Source organism: Enteroscipio rubneri (genome assembly GCF_002899715.1).
Classification (GTDB): Bacteria; Actinomycetota; Coriobacteriia; order Coriobacteriales; family Eggerthellaceae; genus Enteroscipio; species Enteroscipio rubneri.
On record NZ_PPEK01000011.1, the window covers coordinates 31,749 to 55,475 of the forward strand.

7 protein-coding genes are annotated in these 23,727 nt (G+C 64.5%); 4 read left to right on the forward strand and 3 right to left on the reverse strand.

The window, feature by feature from the left end:
- Positions 1-182: 182 nt before the first annotated feature.
- A complete protein-coding gene (locus C2L71_RS09015; RefSeq protein ID WP_103265440.1) occupies positions 183-11,627 on the reverse strand; it encodes a fibronectin type III domain-containing protein in 11,445 nt (3,814 codons plus the stop codon).
- 502 nt (positions 11,628-12,129) lie between these two features.
- On the opposite strand from C2L71_RS09015, the gene C2L71_RS09020 reads away from it, so the two are divergent.
- Together C2L71_RS09020 and C2L71_RS09025 are read left to right on the forward strand one after the other, a co-directional pair.
- Positions 12,130-12,849 carry a LytR/AlgR family response regulator transcription factor gene (locus C2L71_RS09020; RefSeq protein ID WP_103265479.1) on the forward strand — a complete coding sequence of 240 codons (720 nt, stop codon included), beginning with the start codon at positions 12,130-12,132 and terminating at the stop codon, positions 12,847-12,849.
- Positions 12,850-12,855: 6 nt separating this feature from the next.
- Positions 12,856-14,286 carry a sensor histidine kinase gene (locus C2L71_RS09025; protein WP_103265441.1) on the forward strand — a complete coding sequence of 477 codons (1,431 nt, stop codon included), beginning with the start codon at positions 12,856-12,858 and terminating at the stop codon, positions 14,284-14,286.
- Between the two features lie 4 nt (positions 14,287-14,290).
- Here the strand turns inward: C2L71_RS09025 and C2L71_RS12045 are convergent, their stop codons facing one another.
- Entirely contained in the window at positions 14,291-14,437 is a 147-nt protein-coding gene (locus tag C2L71_RS12045; protein WP_157938960.1) for a hypothetical protein, read from the reverse strand.
- A gap of 342 nt (positions 14,438-14,779) precedes the next feature.
- Here C2L71_RS12045 and C2L71_RS09030 point away from each other — a divergent pair, with 342 nt between their 5' ends.
- Both C2L71_RS09030 and C2L71_RS09035 read left to right on the forward strand, forming a co-directional pair.
- Complete coding sequence (locus C2L71_RS09030; protein ID WP_103265442.1) at positions 14,780-16,405, forward strand: Hint domain-containing protein; 1,626 nt, start codon at positions 14,780-14,782, stop codon at positions 16,403-16,405.
- Positions 16,402-20,166 (forward strand): LamG-like jellyroll fold domain-containing protein, encoded by a 3,765-nt coding sequence (locus tag C2L71_RS09035; RefSeq protein ID WP_103265443.1) that lies wholly within the window; start codon positions 16,402-16,404, stop codon positions 20,164-20,166. The genes C2L71_RS09030 and C2L71_RS09035 overlap by 4 nt, the downstream gene beginning before the upstream one ends.
- Here the strand turns inward: C2L71_RS09035 and C2L71_RS09040 are convergent.
- On the reverse strand, positions 20,161-23,679 hold the full coding sequence (locus C2L71_RS09040) for a 5'-nucleotidase C-terminal domain-containing protein (protein ID WP_103265444.1): 3,519 nt from the start codon (positions 23,677-23,679) through the stop codon (positions 20,161-20,163). The genes C2L71_RS09035 and C2L71_RS09040 overlap by 6 nt on opposite strands.
- Positions 23,680-23,727 lie beyond the last annotated feature (48 nt).

The window sequence follows — 23,727 nt, forward strand, 5'->3', positions numbered from 1 at the left end:
AGCCCCTCTGGCCCTGCTTAGATTTTACTTTCGACCGTCCAACATTTTGGGATCTCGTTCAGTTCGAGACGAGCGGGGGCGCTCATTTTGTCCTAAAAGTGCCTGTCCCCTTTTAGAACAGGGTGGTACTGACGGGGAGGCCCGGCGCCGCGGGGGCGGCGCCGGGCCTTGGGCGGTACTGGTTAGCGACGGCGGCGCAGGCGGACCGCTGCAATCGCTGCAAACGCCGCGCAGACGGCTCCGAGGACACCTGCGGCGCCCACAGCGTTGCCCAGCGGGTCGCCGGTGGGAGCCAGCGGCTTGGCGCCGGCACCGCCGGCTCCGCTATCGTCGCCGTCCGTTCCGCTCGTGTTGTTGCCGTCACCTGGCGGGGGCGGCGTCGGCTTGTCGGCCTCGGCAACGGTGAACGTCGTTTCGGCCGTCCCGTCGGTGTACGTCGCGACCAGCGTATGCGTGCCCGCCGAAAGCGTGGCCAGGTAGTCGTTCGAGAGTGTGATGATCGTGCTGCCCGAAATCGCCGTGTAGTCCTTGTCGCGCTTAAGCTCCGCGCCATCGACCGCCAGCGACACGAACTTGTCGAGTTCGCCGTTGATGGTGAACGCCAGACCCGCCTGCCCCGGCTGCCACGTGCCGTTGGCACCGGCCGTCACCCGGTAGGTTTTCATCGTTTGCGTGGTGAAGGAATCGCCGTACGCCCACTCCGTCTTCAAAGCATCGTCGCCCTTGCCCACGACCGCTTGCACGCGCCACTCGTAGGAGGAACCCTGGGCGAGGCCGCCCAAGTCGTACTCGGGAGCGGTCAAACCCGGAACCTCCGTCCAATCCTGGCTACCGGCAACACGGTACGCCAGCGTGAACGTGACGCCGTCCACATCGGCGGGCGCCCACGAAAGCGCGGCGTTCGTGTAGCCGGCCGCCGCCGTGAGCCCGCTCGGAACGCTGGGCGTCACGCGCACGCGCGCCTGGTTGCTGATCGCGACCGGCGCCGACGCTGCGAAAGTCTCGACAACCTCGGATACCTCAGATGTCGCAGACGCCTCGCCTGCCTCGTTCGCCGCAGGCGTCTCGCCCGCCTCGTTCGTCTCGGAACCATCGTTCGCCCCAAGCGTTTCGTTCGACGCGCCAGCCTCGGCCGCGTCGGCCACATCGGCCACATCGGGCCCCTCGGGTGTCTCGGCCCCCTCGGCCACGTCGGCCCCCTCAGGCGTCTCAGGCGTTTCAGCCGCCTCGGCAACCTCAGACACCTCGGCGCCCTCGGCCGCCCCGGCGCTTGGAGCCGTCTGCGTGGCCACGCAGCGTATGTAGCCGGTGGTGTTGGCGGCGAGCGTCAAGATCTTATCCGTCGCGTTCGGGATAGTCTCCCACGAATCGTCGGCATCCTCGGAATCGAGCGCGCGGCGCTGCCACTCGTACGAAACGTCTGCGGCATTCCCGCGGTTCGTGAATACCACAAACCTGGCTTGTTCGTCCTTCGCAAGCACCACGTCGGACGGCCATATGCGCGCAACCTTGAGCGGCCCGTCCGCCAGCGTGACGAACCCGCTGGCGACCCAGGCGCTCGTCTGACCACCTCGCACGGCTTGCACCTGCCACTCGTAGGACGTGCCGGACGCAAGAACCTTGATGATGCAGGTCATGCTTACAGGATCGACGCTGTCCGCGGGAGCGGTTGCCCAATCAGCATCCGAGGCGCCTTCCTCGCGATACCGGACATTGAACGAATCGACCGCACCCGGCCCCGCCCACGTCCACGCAAGCGTCGCCGCATCCCTCGTCACCTCTCGCACGTCAAGGCCGCTCGGCGTTGCCGGCGACAGCACCAGCGTCACCGCGTTGCTCTCGACCGTCTTCGTCTTGCCGCCCGGCGCCGTCGCCGTCACGAGGCAGCGCACGGAGTGCTCGCCCGCTTCCAAGGTGGCAACCGACAGATGGGTGCGCTCGCCCGTCTCGCCGGGCAGGTTCGTCCACCCGCCGGACAGCAGGACCTGCCACTGGTACGCCAGCGACTGGCCCTCGGCGGTGCCGGTAACCGTGGCGAAGAAGTCCTCGACCAGCGCGCTATCGCCCGCCACCGCCTCCGCACGCTCGGGAGCCACGACCACGCTGCCGAGCACGCCGTCCGGCGACGTCGTGGCGAACGCAGGACCGTCAACCCATTCGGAGGCCACCCCGTCGGCCGACACCGAGCACATGCGCCACTCGTATGTCGTGCCGGGAGCAAGGCCTTCTACGGTATAGGGCGATGCGGTGAGCTTCGGCACCGTGGTCCATCCGTCCTCGCCAGCCGGCCGGTACAGCAGCGTGAAGGAGCCGCCGGACGGCAGCGTGCCGCCCCATGCGAATGTCGCCGTCGTGTCGCCGATATCCTTCACGTTCAGGTCGGTCGGAACAGCATCAGGCTGCACGCGCACGGACACCTCGTTGCTGACAACCGGGTCGCCCACGGCAGAGCCGTTGACTGTATACGTCACCGTGCAACGTACGTAGCCGCTCGTCTTGACGGGAAGCGTCACGCTGCTGCCCGTTTGGCCCGCGATCTCCGTCCATGCATCAGAAGCGTTGGGATCGGAATCGAGCGCGCGCTTCTCCCACGCGTACGTAAGCTCGCCCGGATCCACCATCCCGTCCAGGTTCGTGGTCGCCGTCACCGTGACCTGCGCCTCCGGCTTCACCGTCTGGTCGCTCGGATCCACCAGCACCGACTCCAGCTTCAAGGCAGGATGCTCCGACGCCGTGACGAACAGGTTCGCGAACGACGGCAGCGACTCCACGCCGTTCTGCACGGCCCGCACGCGCCACTCGTAGATCGTTTCGGGCTTCAAGTCCTTGAGCACAAACTCGCAGGCACGGTCTGCAGCCGTGGCGGTCTCCCATACCTTCGCACCGCTTTCGCGATAGAGAATCTCGAACTTGTCGGCCTTCTGCAAACCTCCCTTCTCCCACGTCCAGGAAAGCGTGGCTTCGTCGGACGAGATGTCCGATACCGTCAAGTTGGTCGGAGCGGCGGGCGCAAGCGTGCAGGTGACCTCGTTGCTTGTCGTGACGATACGAGTGTACTCACTGCCCTCTAACGTCACCGTGCAGCGATACCTGCTCGCTCCAGCCGTGGCCGCCTCGTTCGCCTTGATGCTGAGCGTCGCGTTCGTTTCGCCCGGCACAGACACCCATTTCGTGCCCTCATAACGCTCCCACTGGTACTCCTTATTGCGCTCGTGGCTCATTATGGAGGCATTGGGAATGGCGGTGAACGTCAGGGTGCGGCCGTTGCCGATGACCGCCGCCGCCCTCGTCGGGGTGACCTCGACCTTCGGCGCGGTGAACACGGGGCCGTCCACCCACTCGGAATGCGGGCCGCCCTTATCCACCGTAGGATTATAACCTCCCTCCCCTTTCATATTATTGCTCAATATCGTACGCACGCGCCACTCGTACGTTGCGTCAAACTCCAAGGAAGTCAGCCGGCAGCTCTTTTCGTTGCAAATCTCTTCAGACCACTCGCTTTCACCGATCTTGCGGTAGTTCACTTCATAGCCTATGACTGTTTTCTGCGCATCATTTTGCGCACGCGGATCATCGCACTCCCAGCGCAGGCCGATGCACGAGGTAGAGTCGTAAGTGCCGACACGGGCCGCCTTCGCGGAAGTCTCCTTCGGTGCCATGGGCTCGGTGCGCACGCGTGCCGGATTGCTGGACGCGGTCTTGGTCGTCCCGCCAACAGTCTGCTTCACCGTGCAGCGCACGTAGCGGTTCCTTTCATCCCCGGAAAGCGTTATCTCCTTCGATGTTTTGTCGTCCATTGATGTCCAAACGGTTTCGCTTTTGCGCGGATCCTCCGTTGTAAGCTTGCACCATTCCCACGCGTACGTGAGAGCGACGTCATCAGTCACGTTCGTGGATGCCGTGAGGGTGACCGTGGCCACCTCATCGTTGCTCACCAAGCTGTCAGAGGGCGTTACCTGAACGGAGCTGAGCACCTCGGCCGGCTCGTCCTGCGCAGTGATGAACGTGTCGATCTCCGACCACGGCGATGTCACGCCGTTCTGCACGACCCGCACGCGCCACTGGTACGTGATATTCCTCGCTTCCAGCACAGCCTGGCACGTCCTGGCCGCGTCGTCTATCTCAAGACCTTCGGACAGCCACTCGTCATTGATGGCACCAGCTCCTGCGAGCTTTCGGTAGCTCACCTCGAACCGAGTGCCCTCCGGCAAAGCGCCGTTGCCCCACGTCCAGCTGAGCACGGCACTCACCTGGCCACTTTGGTTATCAGGGTCAACATACGGAAAATCATCACCGACGGTAAGATCGGTCGGCGCAGCGGGCATCGCCGTCACGACGGACTCGTTGCTGTCGAACGTCTTTGTGCTGCTGCCGCGCGTAGCCGTGACCTCGCAGCGGTAGGGGTGCTCGCCGACCGGCAGGTCCTTCGCGGAAACCTGCAGCGTGGCAGCCGTCTCACCATCCACGGACTTCCATGCGGTGCCGTCGAAGCGCTGCCACTGGTAGGTCAGGGTTTCGTTGGCGGTGTCGGCGTCGGTATTCGCCGTCAGCGTGACGGAGCCCTCGGCGCCAGCCAGAACGCTCGTCGCGCTCGGCGTGACCCAGGCCCGCGAGAACACGATCTCTTCCGGCTGCGTGGTGAACAGAGGACCCGCCACCCAGTCGCTGTACAACGGATCGCCGCTTGCGTCGTAGGCAACGGAGCGCACGTTCCACTCGTACACCGTGCCCGGATTCAAGTCAGCCAAATTGGTGGAGGCCGAATTCAGTCTCGGTACGCTGGCCCACTCGCTCGAACCGACCGCGCGATACACGAGGTCGAACGTAGCCCCGCTCGCGTCGCCAGTCCAGCTGATATCAGCGGTCGTTTTGCCCACGGCGTTAACCGTCAAGCCGCTCGGCGCTCCAGGCATGACGCGCACGCGCGCTTCGTTGGTGCTGGTAACCGAGGCATTGGCCAGCGACTGCACAAGCGCGCTGGTGGGCGGCGTATACGTCACCGTGCAGCGCACGTAGCCGTCCGCGCCCGGATCAAGCTTTATCTCGCGCGTCGTCTTGCCCTCGAGCGTCTTCCACTCATCCGAATCCAGATCCCGCATCTCCCACTTGTAGGCCCTTGTCTCGTCCGGCATGTCGTCCACGTTCGTGTACGCCGTGAACGTTGCCCGCTCGCCTGCGCTGGGCGTTTGATCCAGCGGGCCCACCACCACACGCGTGAGCTGGGGGATCGGCGACAACGATTGCGTCACGAACAGCGACGTGACCGAGCGCACCGACGGCTCGCCGTTGTCCATCACCTGCACGTACCACTCGTAGGTGGTAGCGGGCATGAGGCTCTTCAGCGTGTACTTCGCTTCCGTCAGGTCGGACGTGCTGATCCATGCATCGGCTCCCGATGCGCGCCAGAACACGCGGTAGGACAGCCCCTCAACGAGGGAGCCCTTCCACGACAGATTCGCCGTGGCTGCCGTAATGCTCTCCGCCACCAAGTCGGTGGGAGGCGTCGCCGTAGTCCTAAAGTTGACCGACTCGCTTGTTATGGTTTTCAGCGGGGCGCCGTCCTTGCTGGCCGTTACGACGCAGCGGTACTGGCACGAGCGCGGTTTCGCATTCGCCGCATCCGCAACGTACGTTACCTCCGTTGCGCCTTGCACATCGCTCCACTCGACACCGGTCGCGCTTTCCTGCCACTGGTAGGACAGCGTTTCCCCGTTAAGGGCATTGTCAATATTCGTCACCGCCGTGTACGTGACGCCCTTGCTGCTGCCCGCCACGGCCGCTCCCCAGCGCGGCGTCACCAACACCGTAGCCAGCGCGCTGGGCTCTTCAAGCGTGATGAACGTATCGGCCTGAGCCCACTCGGACCACAGTTGATCGCGCACCACGGCCTGAACGCGCCACGAGTACACCGTGTTCGCCTTCAAGCCCTCCACGTCGCACGACGTGCTGGAGCCCACGTTGTCGACGGTTTGCCAAGCGTCATCATTCGGCGTGGAGCCCTCCGCGTACTGGACCTGGTAGGTGACATCGCGCGGGTCGCCGCTTGCCCACGTCAGATGCACCGAGGTAGTACCCGGCTCGGCCGCAAGCTGCACGGGCGGCGCCACGGGAACGCTCGTCAGCAGCAAGCCGACGGAGCTGGTCACGCTCTTCGTGTCGGTGCCCACGCCAGTCGTCGTCCTGGTGGACGTCACGATACAGCGATAACTCTCGACCGATCCGCCCTCGGGCGCCACGATGGAAAGCTCCTTCTTCGTACCGGCTTCGCCTTCGACGTCGAACCAAAACTCACCGGACGAATTGCGCTGCCAACGGTACTCCAACCGCTCCGGCAGCAGGCCGTCCACGTTCGTTTCAACCTTGAACGTCACCGTTTCGCCGGGCTTTACCAGCGTCTTGTCCGAGGACACCGTGGCCGAATCGAGCGCGCTTGCAGCCGGCGTATAGAGCGATGCGCTCACTTTCTCCGACCGGAAGCCGGCTTCCGGCGCGGCATACACAGCCACCTCGTAGCTCGCCTCGGGCAGCAGCCCCTCGAGTTGGCAGCTGCCTTGCGTTTCATCGTTGGGGATGGTGACGACCTTGGAGTATTCGGACCCCTTATAACCGTCCTCGTCGAACTGTCGCCACGTCACTGCGAAGCGATGGATTGCACCGCTCGCCTTCCAGGTAACCTCGCCCGTAGTCGCGCTGGTCGCCTGCGCCTGCACGTCCGTCGGCGCAACGGGAGCCACCGTCAGGTAGGCCGCCGTGCTGGCAGCGTTCGCCGTCTGATTGTCTTTGCTGTTCGTGGCCACGCAGCGGAACGCCGCAGCCACATCGTCCGCGCCCACCTTGTTCACCGTGAGCGTCGCCACGCCGGCATTCTCGCTCATGGCGTACTTGTCGCTCTGCGCAATCGGGGTGAAGTCCTGCTCGCCTGCGCCCTTGCGCTGCCAGGCGTACGCGATCGCGCCGCCGTCGCTCACGCTGGCCTGCGCCGTGAACGTTGCATCATCGCCAGCTTCCACCCATGCCGTCTTGGGCACCTGCTGGAATACGGGCGTCTCGATGGTGGGCTCCGCCAACGTCGTCGCGTCGAGCGCAGCCGAGAACTTGCCGGTCACGCCGCGCACGAACGCGGCAACGCTCACCTGATAGGTCGTGCTCGGCTGAAGGTTCAGCACCTCGTAGCACAGCTTGCCGCCGGCATCCGGCTTCAAGCCGTCCGCAGTCACCGAGTACGTGGTCGCGTTTTCCGGATTGCCGTCGGTATCCAGCTTCACGCACTTGATCTGGTACCCCTCCGCGTCCTCAACCGGCTTCCACGAAACCGGGAGGCTCGTGGGCGTCGGCGCGCCGCACGCGACGTTCGTCGGCGTGGGCGGCATGATGGCCACCGTCACGACGTTCGAGCTGCCCGTGACCGACGCGTCGGGCGAGGTCGCCTTCACGCCCAGCTTCCACTGCCGCCCGTAATCTTCGGAGGTCACCTCATGTATCAGGGTCGTCGTGTAATCCTTGCTAGCATCGTTAAGCGTAACCGCTTCGCCTTCGGGCTGCCAATCCGGGTCGCCCTCGCACCAGGAGTACCACTGCAACTCGGCAGCCGTCGGGAACTTCCCGCTGTTCGCTACATAGGAGGCCGAAAGCGTAACCTTGTCGCCCAGGTCGGCAGCAGTCTTGTCGGCCGTGACCGTCCAAGTGCCCACCTCGGGGCTGGGCAGCGTATGGACTTCGACCGTTTCCGGCGTTGTGGCGATCGTGCTGTTTCTCTTGCGGGAGTCGACCGTGCTCACGGACGCGCTGTAGTACGTAGAGGGGGACAGGTTTATCGTCGCCTCATAGCTCGTCTTGCCCGCTTCCACCGGGACGATTTGCTTGTAGCTCCCCGCCTTCACCTCGTATTCGCGCACCGTGCCCTCGGCAGGCGCGTCCCAGCAAACCGTTGCATGGTACGACCCCACATCCTTCACCTTCAGGTTCTGCGGCGCGGTGGTGTTGTGGACAACGGGAAGGGGCGATGACGTCTTTGCTGTACCAGTGACGACGTAGTCCAGTTCTCCCTCGTCGGTAAGGGCCCACACCCGGGCCTCCACCTTCACCCACCACGCTTTCATCGGATCCCATTGCTTCTCGGTCACGAAGTCCTCCGGGAAGTTCATCGAGTCGGATTCCGTGGTGGCGAAGTGCGAGTACCCCCCTTTGCTGTCCTTGTTCTCATTGAGATACCACGAGTACTGGACGGCATGCTTGCCGTCGTTGTAGTTCGCCCAATCGTAATCCACGGAAATTTTGTCGTTCCGCTGTTCGGAGGGGAGGTAGGCCGTGCAATAGGCATCGTTCCACGTAAGCCCTGTCGCGCCCGTCGTTTTGAAGGTACGGTAATTCGAGTAATCGCTCTTCAAACCCGCCGTTTCGGCACGCACGCACGCGCGATACTCCACCTGAGGATCAAGGGTGGTTTCGTAGGAGTACTCGGTCGTCCAATCGGTTTTCTCCTCTACCCAGTCCCCTCCTCCCGGTTCTTTGCGCTCAATGCTCACGGCAAAGCCCTCGGATGTCATGAGACTCCCGCCGCCGTCTAACCACGTCCACTCAAGTTTCACGTGCGTATCGTCTGTCACCCTCGGCTGTGCCATCTCCGGCTCGGCAAGGTACACCGACAGTTCTTTCGAGTTATTGCCTATCACACTGTCGGGTGACGGCGGCGAGGACAGCCTCACCCGGAAGATCGCTTCATCAAACGCTATATCGGCATTCAGCGTGGTATACAGGCGCGCGGTCTTGCGGTCGTCGCTCCACGCAACACGGGTGTCCACGGGCAGGTCGGCCCAATTCACGCCGTCCCAGCTGTCACTATACTGCCATCGGACCTGCACCGGACGGCTTTCGGGCTGCGGCTGCTCGTACTTCGCGTCCACGACCAGGTTGAACGGCTTGTTAAGGGGTATCTTGCTGAAGGTCTCAAAAGAGCACGGTTTATTGTCGAGCGTCACCACGTCATCGACCGTCATCTTCGGCACCGTGATGCTGACCGGCACGCTATCTGCGTAGGGAACTACGAACGGTATGCGGTACGGCTCGCTTTCCCCCTCGTAGGTGTCTTTCCCGTAGGAACGATAGAACGTGCGGGCCACGCACAGCTGGTAGGTTTGCCCCTCCTTCAAATGCTGGTCCGCCAAATTGAAGGAGCGCATGTCCGCAACGTACTCCTTCTTTGACACGGTATCGTCGCCCTCGATCCACACGTTATAGGCGTAGTCGTTCGGAATGAGATTGCTCTCGGGCGACGGGGCGTCGCCTATGAGCAACGGGATGTCGCCCTGTATGATCCCGGATACGTCGTAGGTTCTCGTACCCAAGATCTCATCTGTTTCACTGTTGTTGCTGGACTCGTCGTCTTTGACCAGCCCGACGACTGTCACGTTCGCTTCCGATTGCGGAATTTGCAGCACGATGTTCGCAGAACTGGTATAGAGGGTGCCCATAAGGTTGTCCAGCTCGTAGTAGTCTATCTTGAGGCGGTAGTCGCCTATGGCCTGCTTTGGGGATTCGAGCAAGAAATAAACTCGGCTCCTGTAGTCAGAATGGAGGAGGTCGGTAACCTCTTTGTAGCTATCGTCCGAGTCCTCCCTGTACTGCAGCTGCACCGAATAGCGGTAGCAATTGTCGAACGGGTAGAGGGTGGCGAAACCAAAGGAAATCCGCTGATTCACGTCCTTGGCAAGAGCGGAAGCCAAGAAATCTTCGGGCTGGATGGTAATATCGAACGGCAGGCTCGTATCGGCCCACTGCGCGTACAGCGTGACGGTCCCGCTCTTTACGAAGTCGTACAGGTTATCGGAGCTTTCGCTGATCCACTCGGCCTTCGAGTCGTTCCCATCGGGCATGGTCGCCCAGCCCAAAAACGCGCGCGTGTCGTTTTTGTCCTCGCTGTTGACGCACGTAGCCGTGGGCAGCGCGCCTACCGGTTCGCCTTTCACGAAGGTCTTGGTCACGTCTTTCGGATCCATGGAGCAGGTATTACCGGCAGGTTCGTTCAGGTTGAACTTCACAGTAGCCGAGGAGGGCACGCAGTAGGCGTAGAAAATGGGGTCGCCGCCGTAGATGCGATCGTGTATATCGTCCGGATTGGCCTTGTATTCCTTCGGCGGCTTGCTCCACGTGCCGCTCGCGTCAGGCGCTTCGAGCGTCCAATAGGCCAGGCTGTAGCCCTTGGGCGCATCGGCATTCTTGCTGGAAAAAACCGTGTTCCAGTAGGCGTAGCCGTACGCGTCCCTCGCGCGCTCGCTGTTCATGGGGTTTATCAACGTAATCTTGATGTCCTTGCCGACGCCGACGCCCTCAAGTACCCTGCCGCCATCGCCTATGCACATTTCAGGATCGCTATTGGTATACCCGTGGGTAATGTCGAGAGTAATCATGCTGACGATGCTGCCGTTGCACGCGCTACCGCCGATGGCGTCCGCCGGCACGCTGCCCTCTAGAGTCTCGCAGCTGGTAATCTTAAATGACGAGGGCACCGCGTACCCGAAAAGGCCGCCGGCATGCCCGGCTTCTGCGGCGTCGGTTTTGATAGCGCCTGAGTTGTAGCAGGACGAAACAGAACGCGCATAACCGTCGAGGGTGTCGGCGAATCCCACCAAACCGCCGGAGTATCCGATACTGCTCGAGCTATAGATTTCCCCTTGGTTGTAGTCGTGATGAATGCTAAAAGTGGTCACTATATACGACAGATACCCCACCAAGCCTCCGGCGCATCCCCCGATTGTTTCTGGCTTGCCTTGATTATTGTTGTCATAGACCGTGGGGAAGCTGCCGCCCATCGACTTGACCTCGCCGTTGTTCGAGCAGTACTCCAAACCACTTGCCTTAGGCTGGGCCGGGATCCTATCGCTGCACTTCACAAGGCTGCCCACCATGCCGCCAGCGTGCCCCTCCAAGGACAGGATTTCGCCGAAGTTCGAGCAGCGCTCGATGACGATACCGCCTTTGTCGTTGTTATTGTCGAAATACGAGCCTATGAAGCCGCCGGCACTCGGACCGCCCTGCACGTTCGCCTGGTTCGTGCAATCCCTTATCTCGATTCGGCGGTCATCGGAAGAGTCGCCCTTCGTGCCGATGCTCCCGAACAGCGTGCCTGCGTTGCCGCTGTAACTCACCGAGCCGATGACGTGGAGGTCCTTGATCGTTGTGACGCCCGTGTCGCCAGCCTTGCCGCCGGTCTGGAAGAGGGCGCTGTGGCTGGTAAGCTGGAGCTCGATCAAGTGCCCGTTGCCGTCGAGCTTGGCCACTTGCAAGTCGGGATGGTTCATTCTGTCGACGACGGCGTCGTCGACGACCCCGCCGTATTCCGCACCATCGGGGCCAGGGGCGGTGAGGTCATTCATGAGGCGCGCGTACTGCTGGCGCTCTTGGTCCTTGCTCATGCCGTTCAGGCTGTTGCACCACGCAATGAGGTCTTCGGTGCTGTAGATAAGCGTGGGCTCGTCGGCCGTGCCTTTTCCTTGCAGCTGGGCCGCGTAGGCGGGCGAGGGAGCCGCAAGCGCGGCGAACGCGAGGATCGCGGCGATCATGCCCGTCGTGAGCAGCGCGGCGAACGCCAGCCGCTTGTCTTCATGTTCACGCCTCAGTACCCGGCCCATACCGTACCCCGTTCTCGCAGGAAAGCACACTTCAAGCAAAGTTTACCGAGGTACAAGGCCGAAAACTGCCTTCTGGCACGAAACGAATCCTCCTGGCATGAAACGCATCCGCCGCCATCCTCGAGCGGCGGGAGAAGACAGGGACGCTGCCACCCTGAACGAAGGCCACAGGCCGGGGCTGAAGGACCTGCAATAGGAAGCGCCGCGAGGTGCGCCGCCGTTCTCCCGCCCGCTCAAGATGGCGATGGCTGGCCTGTTGAACATCGGCGGCGGTTTCGCGAAGAGGCGCGGTATACTGGGGGACGAGCGGCGCTTGGGGTCGCGCAGCACGCTCGGCTCGGCATTCGGGCTGGCACGAAACGCGCCGATCTGGCACGAAAACATCCGTCGCTTTTCAACGATACCGCCAAAATGGAAAGGAGGTTCCATGACGCGCCGCATAACCGATATGCGCCGTTCAGGCGAACCCCTCCCTGCCGGCATGTATCGAAGAAAGAGACCGATGAGAATCGCCATCGTTGACGACTGCGCACCCGATGCCAAAACCCTCGAAGACGCGATCCGCTCCCACCTGGACAAGCGAGGACGCACCTGCGAGATATGCCGCTTCCGCGGCGGCGACGACCTGTTCGAGACAGCCGACGCGCTCGCCTTCGACCTCGTGTTCCTGGATGTGTTCCTGGACGGCGCCAACGGCATCGACATCGCCGAACGGCTGCGGCGCGAGAACTACCCCGGCCTCATCATCTTCACCACCGTGTCCAGCGAACACGCCGTGGACGGGTTCCGTGTGCGCGCGTTCCACTACCTGACCAAGCCGTTCACGCCCGACGACATCGCCGCCGCCCTGGACGAGGCAATCGAGCGCCTCGCCGGAGACGAGACCATGCTGCGCATCCACGACGGATCGGCCGTGATCAACGTGCCGCTGTCGCAGGTGCGCTCCATCACCGCCGACGGGCACTACTTGAACCTCAACACCGCGAACGGGCCGCTGCGCTGGCGCCAGTCGTTCGGCCGGCTCGCGGACATGGTGGCGCCATATCCGCAGCTGTTCGCCTGCAACCGCGGCATCATGGCGAACCTCGCCCACGTAGACGACCTCACCGACGACGGCTGCTTCCTTATGGACGACGGCTCAAAGCTGCCCGTGCGCCGCTCGTCGCGCGCCGAGGCACGCAGCCGCTATTTCGACTATCTGTTCACCCACGTGCGGAGGTAGGCTTCCATGGGAGAGGACGTTGCCGGAGGGCTTCTGTGGTACGTCGTGCGCAATGCACCTACGTTCCTGGCGATGTTCTTTCTCATGCTGCTGGCAGTGCGCGGGCGGCTGCGCTTTTCTCTCAAGGCAACCGTGGGCATGGCGCTGGGCATCGTCGTCGCCGTCAGCCTGGCCTGCGGCATCGGCGTGGCTGCCTTCGCCGGCGAGGAAGGGGTCTGGGCGACGGTTCCCGTGCTGGCCGTGTCGCTGCTGTCGCTGGCCGCGCTGACGAAGCTGCCGTGGGGCAAGCGCCTGTTCGTGTTCTTCAGCGCTGCGACCGCCGCCGCCATCGCCATCCTCACCTACGACGTGCTGCTGCGCACGGTGGCGCTGGAATGGAGCTTCGGGGTGCGGCGCGTGCTGGACGCCGTCGTGTGCTCCGCGGGCCCGCTCGTGCTGGCGCCGCTGTTCGCGCGAACCATCCGCTGGGGCGTCGAGCAGGTGGACGACCCCGCGCTCTGGCGGCGCTTGGCCGCCGTGCCCGCGGGGTTCTTTGTGGCGGCGAACGCGCTGTATATGTTCGCCTACGCGGTGGAGTTCCTCTCGAGCGGCGCCAACGCGTTGTACGCGCTGGCGGTGGGCGTGCTGGCGTTTCTGATGGTGGCGTCGTACCTCATGCTGTTCTCGGCTCTGCGCACCGTCATGGAGAACGCGCGCCTGCGCGAGGCGGCTCAGCTGGAAGAGCTGCAGCATGAGCGCTACGAGAACCTGCGGCGCACCCTGCGCGAAACCGCCAAGGCGCGCCATGACTTCCGCCATCAGCTGCTGGTCATTCGGTCGTTCGCCGAAAAGGACGACGTGCGAGGCCTGCGCGCATACCTCGACGAGGAAGGGGCTGGCCAGGCGCAACGCGAGTCGGGCGCCTACGCGCTCAACTTTGCTTTAGACTCCGTGGCCGCGCATTTCGCCGAGCGGGCTCGAGCCTGCGGTGCCGATGTCTCGCTCGCCTTCGCGCTGCCCGAACGCCTGCCGCTGCCCGAAGCCGATTTCTGCATGGCGATGGCGAACCTACTGGAGAACGCCGTGGAGGCCTGCGAGCGCGCGGCGACGGAGGGCGCGCAGGGTTCGGGGAGCGCGCGGGCGGGGACGGACGGCCGATCGGCGTTGCCGGACGGGGCGCGCACGCTCTTCATGGACGCCGAAGTGCGGGTCGAGGGCAGCGCCGTGCTGGTTTCCGTGCGCAACAACTGCTCGTCCACCGATGCCCGCGCGTTGGCCGCCGCGGCGCCAAACGGCGTGCTGTCGAGCGGCGCACGCTCGGCCAAGCGGGAGGGCGACGGCATCGGGCTGGCCTCGGTAGCCACGATGGCGAAGCGCTATCGGGGAGAAGTACGGGTTGAAACCGACGAGCACGCGGCGACGATCCGCGTGCTGCTGCGCGCAGGCGGGGCGCGCTAGCGTCTCAGGGCGTGTTTGAGCGTGTCAAATCGCTCGGCGTACCGCCGCCGGCCATGCGCACGGTCCAGCCGATGGGGTCGGACATGTCGATTTCCGCGCAGGTCACGCACGCCTCTGCGACGGAAGAGATCTCGACAATGATTCGCCACATGTTTCACGTGAAACATCGCGTTGCCCATCGCGCGGAGGCTTCCGGCTTCGATGCGCCAATAGCGCCCCGTTCGTTCGCATCCGATTGCCGGTTGGGGCAGGTGCTTTCGATACTCGACGGAAAAGCCGCCTGGACGCGGCCGTCGGGCTTGCCCCTCCCATCCTCGCAGAGCTCGGAGACGGCGTTCGTGACTTGAAAAGCCGCACTCGTTTCGTGCACACGATTGCGCGGGTTATGCGGGCGCGCCGGAGACTATGATGATGAACACGCATATCTATGCGCGTTCGCCAAGCGGTCGCAATGCGAGGCCCGCGTTCGCGGCCGAGAAAGGAGGCGGTACGCATGACCGCTCTCGACGCTCTCCGTTCCCGCAGAAACCTCGATGACAGCGTGATGCTCGATGCTTCGGACCTCGCGTTCTACCGTGACGGCGTGCTCGCCCTGTACGGCGGAGAGGACGAAGCGCGCGAGCGCTTTCCCCAGCTGTACCGGGCTTTGCAGGAAGCCTGCGAGAACCTGCCTGCCCCCAACCGGCTCGGCGAGCCCACCGACTTCGTCGACGGCGCGCTCATCGATGCCGTGACGTGGAATCGCGAGGACAACAGGCTCACGGTGCGCGCCGTCACCTCGTTGGTAGAGCCAGCCTACTTCATCGACGAGCACATGGAGGTGCGCACGGGCGCCGGTGAAATCGTGGGCGGTTTCGCGCAGTCCACGACGGACACGTGCCACAGCGAGCTGGTGTTCGAGACGGATTTCGATCCGGCCGAGTTCTCATCCACCGTGCTGGAGATCGATTACGTCTCCAACTGGGTGACCGCCGGCAATCGCCGCCTGAACACCATGCTCACCAGCAAAGACGCGCATGAAGAAGCGTATCTTTCCACGCGGGTCAAAGCCGTGCACGTGCTGAGCCCTGTCAAGAGGGTGCAGGGCAAGGCCGCGCCGATCAACATCTGCTACAACCGTTTTCCGCTGGGCGAAGAGGACGTCGACTACCTGTACCAGGGCAAGGTGTTCGATCCCTACAACGGCCAGCAGCGCCTGTTCGCTCCCGTGTCCGCCTGGGTCGAGTTCGAGCTGGACGAGCAAGGGCGCCAGGATTCGTTCAAACGCATCGACATCACCACGTTCAAGTTGAAGATGGACTGCCAGAACGGCATCTCCCGCTACGAAATCAGAGGGCGTGAGACGAATGTGGAGCACCATTTCGTCGCGCAGCCTGACGCGGCCAAGACCTATGCCAGTGGCTTCAGCTTCGATCTCGATCCCGACTGGAAAGCGAACGTGCCCTCGCGGCGCTGGCCTGCACGCGACCGCGTGGACATGCTGATGGAAGTGAAGTTCGAGCACGAGAGCGGCGACCCTGGGACGATCGAGCTCACGACGATGGCCGATCGGTCGCAGGCGAACGTCGGCAAGGTGGACTGGATGAATCTGCTGTGGGGCTGCCTGCGCAAGGACACGCGCGTGCTCATGGCCGACGGCTCGCAGCGTCCGGTGGAAAGCGTGCGTGTGGGCGATCTCGTGCAACGCGACGCTCAGGGAGGCGTTGCCGCAGTGAGCGACGTGGTGAGGGGCTTCGAGGAGAACCTCGTGGCGTTCAGCACGGTGGACGGGCGCCAGCTCGTGTGCTCGCGCAACCATCCCCTGGTCACAAGCGAGGGAACGCTGCCGGCCGAGCAGGTGCGCGGCAACTGCCGCCTGTACGGCCCGGGCGGCGAGGCGCTCGTGCTGAACGGCATTTGGGACGTGCCGGGCGACGAGGTGTACAACCTGTGCCTCGACGAGGCGGCGGACGGCTCCGGGCGCGAAGGCGGCACGTTCTTCGCCGAGAACATCCTCGTGGGCGACAACAACATGCAGGCGTTCCTCGCCTGGGGGCAGAGCAAGGAGGCGCTTGCCGACAACCCCTTCCTCGCGGAGTGCGAGGAGAAGAACCGCCGCTGGAACGGGGGGCGCTCATGAGCACGCAACGCCGGAGCTTCTTCGCCCTGAAGTGCGCCCCTCCCGACTTGGCTTTCTGCGCCGCAGTGCCCGATCGTTCGCTTTCGGGCGGCGACGCGTTCTCGCTCGGCGCCACGGTGTTCGTGCCGCACAATGGCAGCGACAAGACCGTCGTCGAGCAGCCGGGCTCGTTCCGGTTCGGCTACGACGGGGGCGCCGTGCTGTTCGAGTCGAAGAACCTGGGGCGGCATCGCAGCGATCCGGCCGGTGTGCACCTGCTCGAGAACGAGTGGAACCGCATCGACGCCGTGTACGATGGGGAGGTGTTGCGCCTGTACATCCAGGGTATCCCCGTCTACGAGGCGAACGCGACGGGCGAGCGCTTCGTGGATGGGGAGACGCGTTGGCAGATGGGAGACCTGGACGGTTACGTGCAGGAAGTCACGCTGGCGGCGCGCTCCTTCACCGACGACGAGGTGCGGTTCAACCAGATAGAGCACGTGGTGCCCGACGGCGAACTGGAGCTTTGCGCCGACTTCGACGCGTTCGACCCGCGAGACGCAGGGCGTCACGCGTTGCCGCTGCAGCTGGTGGGCCACTGCGACGTGGTCAACCTCGTGCCGGCGCTGCGAACGGGAACGGCCGGCTCGGTGCTGGCGCCGCGCACGACGGCGAACCCGGGCGCGTTTTCAACGGGCGCTTTCACGGTTCTGGCGAAGGTGTTTCCCACCGTCTCGCCCGAGATGGGCGACGGCTACGTGTTCGCGAACGGCGCGCTTGGCGATGCGCAGGGGTTCGCCTTGGGCGTGACGGAGCAGCAGACGAAGCCGTTTTGCCTCATCGGCGGAGAGCGATTCGCGTTCGATGCCACATTGCCCGTCAACGAGTGGAGCGACCTCGCCGTCAGCGTATCGGGCGCGCAGGCCGCGTTCTTCGTCGACGGCGTTCCGACGGGCACCGCGACGTTGGCGGCGCCGTTTGCGCGCACGGAGCCTGCCGACGTGATGATTGGCAACGCGCCCGACGCTGCCGGCGTTGCGGTCATGGGTTTCCCCGGGTTCATCGATGCGGTGACGGTGTTCGATCGGGCGCTCGACGCCGATCGGCTGGCCGGCTATGCCGACGTGGCGCCGTATCGCTTCGACGATGGCGTGGCGGCGTCGTGGCTGTTTTCCGACGAAGCGCCGCGCGAAGTCGTGCTCGATGGCCAGATGCTCTACGCGGGCGGCGCGGCCGTGGCGCTGCGCGAGAACACGGTGCTCGATCCGAATCCGCCCACGCTCGCATTCGCCCTGCCCGACGTAGCCACCGGCATGACCGACGTGGAGGAATGGGAGAGCCGCGCGGCCGCCACCGTGCTGCTGGAAACCGTGAAGGCGCTCACCGGCCAAGAGGCGGTGTCGGGGTTCAGCGGCGGCGGCCAGGGCAAGCTGAACGGCTCGATGGCGAAGGCGCTCTACGTGACGCTTGCCGCCGATGCGCGCATGAAATCCATCGAGGACGAGGGCTCCGTGACTCGCGACGTGCTGATAGGGATATTCGCCTCAGTGTCGGGCGTGGCGGCCCTGTGGCCCGTTTTCGAGGCTTTCTACCTATCGGGCGCGCGCTGGCAGAACCCGTACCGGATCGCGCGTTTTCTCAGATACGTGCGCATATTGTCGCCCGTCGCAAAAAGCAAGGTATCGAAAGCGATCGCCGCAGCGGCCGCGATCGCCACTATTACCCTTGCCGCCCGGCCTTCTCCCGACCCCCGGGAGAGCAAGACGAAAGGGGCCACGATCGCGCTGAAGTCGCTCGCCTTCTACTCGGACGCCTCCAAGGATTGCGGCGCGGTGTGCATCCGCCCGGACTTCGATGCCTCGCCCGTGCTACCCGAGTGGACGGAGGGCTGCACCGCATCGCAGTCGGCGTACTGGCGCGTCGGCGCGGATGCCCGACCGGTGCTGCGCCTGACGCTTGCCGTCTCGGCGCTCGATGCTCCGACGACGGTGCAGGTGAAGGCGACGGCCCAGGGCGACGGGCTGTTGGGGTCGCTCGATGCGCAGAACGTGACCCTTGCAGCCGTGGGCGACGTGACGGTCGATTTCCCCCTGGCGCACCATGCCCTGGGAGCCGCCGACCTCGGGTCCCACAACGTGCTTTTCCAATGGCGCGCGGGCGACAAGCTGCTGGGCTCCACCAAGCACGAGGTGCACGTGCTGGCCGCGCGCCCGTTGCCGCGGTGGTCGAACGAGCCGGGGAAAGGCGAATTGCCGACCCTTCCCGCCATCCGGATGGCCGAGGCGGTGCAGGCGCAGGAAAGCACTGAGGAGGAGGCAAGCCGGCGGTTCTGCGGCCAGTTCGTCGCATGGGTACGCGCAGAAGCTGCTGCAGGGAAGCTGGTCGGGCGGCCTTGGACCGACGGCCCGGCGTTCGTGCACTGGGACAAGCAGCATCGCAACCTGCTGTTCGACATTGCTTCCTTCTTCGAGGCATACGCCGCGCCCCCGGTTGCCGTGGGAGCGCTCGATTTGGCGGGCCTGACGCTGGCGCTCGCACGCATGGAAGGGCTCGCCGAGGTGCGCCTGGCCGAGTTGAGCGGCTTGGCCGGCACGGGGGGCCTGATGGTTCGCGCGGCATACCGGCTTGGGGAGACGGCGGTCGAACGTTCGCTGACCGCAGCAACCTACCCGGTGACCTGCGTGAAAGACGGCTCGCATGATCGCATCTACGACGCGTACCTCGAGCCGGTCGATGCTTCCGGAGCGCGGGTTTCCGCCACCGGCCTGCCGTTCTCCCTCGGGTCGGAGAAGACCGACGCGGTGGCGGGAGTGAGCGCTTCCACGTACCGCACGTTGTTGTGCGCGCCGGGCACGACGGGTTGCGTGGCGCTGAGAACCGCCGTCCTCGGGTTCGGGACGCTACCGCTCCAGGGCATCAGCCCGGGTGAGCCGGTGGTCGTGCAGACGAGGGGTGGGCGCCCGTCGTTCGACAGGTGCGTCATCGAAGCGCTCACGCTCCCGCCGACCGAAGCCCGTTGCCACTCTCTCAGTTTCGTCGATATCGAGCGTTTGGTGGTCAACGCGATAAACCTCTACGTGGGCGGAAGCCCCGACCCCGAGGTTCCAGCCGACCCCGCCCAGCTGAACAGCGTGATGTTCGACCTATGGCGCGCGGTCACGCACAACGAGGAGGAAGGCAGGAGCGGTCTGCCCGTTCCCCAGTCGGAGATGCAGGTAGCTTCTCTCGCGCGTCTCACCAGAGTCTTCGAGGGGGAGTTTCCCGAGAAAAAGGAGGGCTGGTCGCAATTCGGAAACGACATGGTGAGCCTTTTGAACAGCGAGGTGGAGAACCTTCGCCGGGGCATGTCCGACTGGAACTCGTCGATAGGGAGCAGGTTCGATCCCCAGGACTGGTGCCATCTTGTCGAGAGCGACGAGTCGCTGTATTGCGACTGCTCGATGGGCGATCCTGAATTGTACGAGCCATGCGACACGATACTGGACTGTCCCTGCATGGGGCCGGGCTTCTACCTGGCCAATCCCGACGATTGCCAATGCCTCACGCGATTGAGGTGCGGCGAGCCCGCCGTGGACGTCTCGAGCATCGTGACGTGCGCGCAGGGCGTATTCGTTGATTTGGAGTACGGTCCGAACCTTGCTTCGGATACGCGCAGGCGGTTCCTCTATTCTTCGACCAACAGCTGGGGGCTCAACGACATCGCGCACGTGTACCCGGCGGTCAATGACCCCGTCTATTACTTGAACGTTCTTGCAGACAGCCCCGATTGGGTGGAGCTATAGGGTTTCGGCTGCTGTGCGACGCCGGCGCCGCACAGCACGTGTCGCGATGGCGGCGCACGTCAAGGCCGACAGCGCCAGGGCGCTTGTCGCCGCCGCCGTCGGCGCTGCGGTGTCGCCCGTGCGTGCGAGGGGCTTCGGCGTGGCGCCCCCTTCTGTGGCGTTGGGCGTCGGTTGGGGTTGCGGGATGGGCTCGGGCTCGACTGCCGCCCCCGTTTTCACCAGAATGCGGCCGGTGCCGTTTTCGTCGGCGTAGATGGAATCGGCCCGTATCACGCCGCTCAGATCGTCCTTGATGAAGGAGATGAGCGCCTCGTAATCCAAGCCCTGCTCGGAGACGAGCACCTTCGCATCCTTGAACATGGAGAACCCGTCACCGCTGTCTTGCAGCAGGTAGGTGATGGACGAGACGGTGTAGGTTTTGCCCAGATCGATGGGTTCGCCGCCCACGCGCACGTTTTGCACGCGCCGCGCGCCCTCGATGCCCACGAACACACCCTTTTCGTCCAGCTTCACGGGCGAGGGGATATCGGAACGTATCTCGTAGGTGAGCCCCGAGGTTTGCAGCAGCCCGCCGTTGGGCTCGGGGTAGAGGCGCGCGCCCATTTCCAGCGCGTCGACGATGGTCTGGCCGGTGGCTTCCACCTTGCAGAGCGTGTTGCCGAACGGCAGCACCGCGATGGCGTCGCCGTACGTGATGTCGCCCACGGCCACGTCGGAGCGGATGCCGCCTCCGTTCATGAAGCCGATGTCGGCGCCGAGCGATGCGCGCACGGCGTCGGCTGCAAGGTCGCCCAGGTTCGTCTCGCGCATGCGCACGGCCCAGCTATGCTGCGTGTCGCTCTCCACGGCCACCAGCTTGACCTCGGTGCGGGCGACCACCTTGTCCAGCGTTTTGCTCAGCCTGTCCTCGATGTCCTTGATGAAGGCGGCGGTGTCGGGGTCCTGCGCCACGGGAGGCTTCACTAGACGCGTTTCGATCTTCCCCGTCGTGGGATGGATGATCACCTCGCCGTAGGTTTGCAGCTGTGTGCCGGTTTGCGCCAGAAGCACGTCCCTGCCCGCCTTGTTGGCGACGCGCTGTTCGTACTGCTCGTGGGAGTGGCCGTCGATGAACACGTCGATGCCCGTGGTGTTCGCGATGACGGTGTCCGAGCGCCAACGGGCGGCGACGCCCGACTGGCCCAAATGTCCGAGGGCCACCACGTAGTCGGCTCCGTTCGCGTGGGCCTCGTCGACGGTTTGCTGGACGCGGTCGTAGAGCATCTGCCCCGTCTCGTCTTCGCAGAAGCCGTAGACGTCGGTCCCGCTCGCGTCCTTGAAGTGCGCCGGGTTCGACTTGGTCAGCGACTCGGGCGTGGAGATGCCCACGTAGGCCACGCGCACGTTGCCGTACGTTTCGATCGTGTAAGGCGAGAACTCGGTTGCGCCCGTTTCCAGGTTGTCGAAGTTGCACGACAGGTAGGTGGCGTTCGAACGGTCGACGAGCCTGCGCAGCTGATCCATCCCGTAGTCGAACTCGTGGTTGCCGGGTATGGCCAGGTCGTAGCCGACCTGGTTCATGATATCCACCAGGTCGGCACCCTGCGAGAGCGTTCCCAGGGGCTTGCCCTGCACGGCGTCGCCCGCGTCCACGAGGGTGACGTTGTCGGCGCCGTAGGCCGCTTCCGCGTCCTTGAGCGCCTGGGAAACCCCGGCGTAGCCGATGCTCGTAGCCGTGCCGTCCTCGTCGAAGGTCTGGTCGACGCCGCAGTGCACGTCGTTGGTGTGCAGGATGGCGATGGGCGTGTCGGGCCCGGCGGGCGTTTCGGTGGTGTACGCCTTCAGCAGGGCGTTTCCCGCCGTGTAGCCGGCCCCGTCTTCGAACAGGTTCTCGCGGGCCATGTCGTGCCAGTCGGACGTCCCCTCGGTGTAGTAGGTTTGGCCGGCCGCGCAGTCGATGGCGGCATACTCTTGGCTCGCATCGTCGACTTCGGCGAGCATGAGGTAGTTCCCGTTGGGCTCCTGTGCGGAAGCGACCACCGAGAAGGTGTCGCCCGCGATGACGGGAAACGCATCGCTGCCCAGGTCGATGGTGGTGTAGCCTGCGTTGGCCCCGGTAAGCGTCGTATGCCACTTCAGGGTGCCGCTTTGCGGGTTCAGCGTCCCGCCGTCGGTCAGGCCGGTGGGGTTGCGATAGACGGTGATGTCCACTTGGGAGCAGGCCGTTGGTAGAAACACGCTGACTGCCTGCACGGTCTCGCTGCCGCGCGCCTCGAATACGTTGGCGAACTGGATGCGCTGGGTGTTGCTGAACCCCGTCTCGCCGACGCCCACCCCGTCGTACTGGTAGATGCCGTCGTAGGCGTGGTCGGTGCCGTCGGCGTCGTAGGTTGCCTGTTCTGCTTGGTAAGACGTGGGATTCGAGAAGCTGGTGTCGTAGTAGGACAGGTAGAAGCAGCCGTCCTGGTGGCCGCTCGTCCCGGAGCCCCAGCTGTTCTTGACGATCCAAGCGCCGTCGCCTTCCGGTTGGGTGGAAAACTTCTCCTTCGGGAAGCTGTCGTCCCACCCGATGATGCTCACCTCGTGATTCGCCAGCATCTCGGCGTTGTCGGCCGTCTTGCTGTAGAAGTAGGCGCTCGTTGCGGGGTTCCACGTGCCCCGCCCCGTCATATTATTCGTGATCGCGTTGTCGGCGTAGAACGACACGTCCACGACGCCGTTTTCCATGAGGCACGTCTTGATGGCGTCGACGGCGCTGGGATCGCGACGGTGCTCCAAGGTGGGCGACCCGCCTTCGTGCTCCTGCCAGGTGTACACGTTGGGCTCGGGAAGAAACATGACGTTCTGCACGTGCACGTCGGACTGGTTGCGCAGGGCGGCGTCCGGTGCGCCCATGCTGGCATCGTTGATGTACGGGGCCTTCTGCTCGTCCACGGCGCCGTACCAGCGCATGAGCGTGGCGGCGGACAGGTTTCGAGCCCCGCCCGCGTCGTAGTCGGATCGGCCGGTGGTGTTGAGGAACGTGTCGCCGCCCGCCCACCGGCTGTCGTCGGCGCTGTCGTCCGCGCCGTTGTACGCGAACCATGCCAGATGGCGCTCGGCCAGGTCGGGGCTGCTGGGAGCGCCTGTGGCATGGTCCGTGACCAGCAGGTTCGACTCGAGCGACGACAGTGCGCCAAACGACCAGCAGTCGCCGAAGGGGTACTGGTCTTTGACGCTGGTCGAGAGGCTCGCCCCACCCGCTCCCGCCGTGCGCAGGTCGTAGGAGTCGGGGAGGGCCGCAAGCGCGTTGGCCCCCGATGCGGGGTTCAGCAGGGAGGGGTCGTTGAGGCTGAACACAGGCCCGCGCTCGGTTTCCACCATGCGGCCGAGCGGCTGGAGCGTGCCGACACTGGCGCTCGAGCCGGTGCCGGCGGGATCGGCGGCGCTGTCGGGCTCGGCGAAGGCGGGAACGGGGAGCAGTGTCGCCGCGAACGCGAGGGCGAGCGCGGCGCGTCCAAGAGCGCCGAACGGGTTGCAGGAGGGCTTCTTCATGAGCGATTCCTTCTTCGCGCACTTGCTTCACCGCTTCGAGACGAGCGG